Here is a 492-nt window from a genome sequence, read left to right on the forward strand (position 1 = left end):
ACCCTGGGCGGCGGGATCTCGGCCGAACGGGGCTGGGGGCGCGAGGGCGAGTCGTTCGTCGTGGCCGAGGAACTCGCCGCCTACGGCGTCGGGCCGGCCTGGTTCGGGCTCGGCGACCGCGACCTCGCCACCCACCTGGTGCGTACCCGGATGCTCGACGCCGGCTACTCCCTCTCGGACGTGGTCCGGGCACTGTGTGAGCGGTGGAAGCCGGGGGTACGGCTGCTGCCGATGTCGGACGAGCGGGTCGAGACCCACGTGGTGATCTCGGACGCCGACGGCCAGCGCGCGGTGCACTTCCAGGAGTGGTGGCTGCGGCTGCGTGCCGCCGTGCCGGCACAGGCGATCATCCCGGTGAACGCGGAAAAGGCCAAGCCCGCGCCCGGCGTCCTGGCCGCCATCGCCGACGCGGACGTCGTACTGCTCCCCCCATCGAATCCGGTCGTCTCGATCGGCACCATCCTCGCCGTTCCCGGGATCCGCTCGGCCGTG

General features: G+C 72.8%; 1 protein-coding gene. It reads left to right on the forward strand.

Annotated features, from left to right (window positions below; genetic code table 11):
• Positions 1–492, forward strand: a 492-nt coding sequence (locus tag ACY45C_RS10585; RefSeq protein WP_462187448.1) for a 2-phospho-L-lactate transferase CofD family protein, incomplete at both ends; no start/stop codon positions are given.

The sequence above is a fragment of the Frankia sp. CcWB2 genome, from assembly GCF_977927585.1.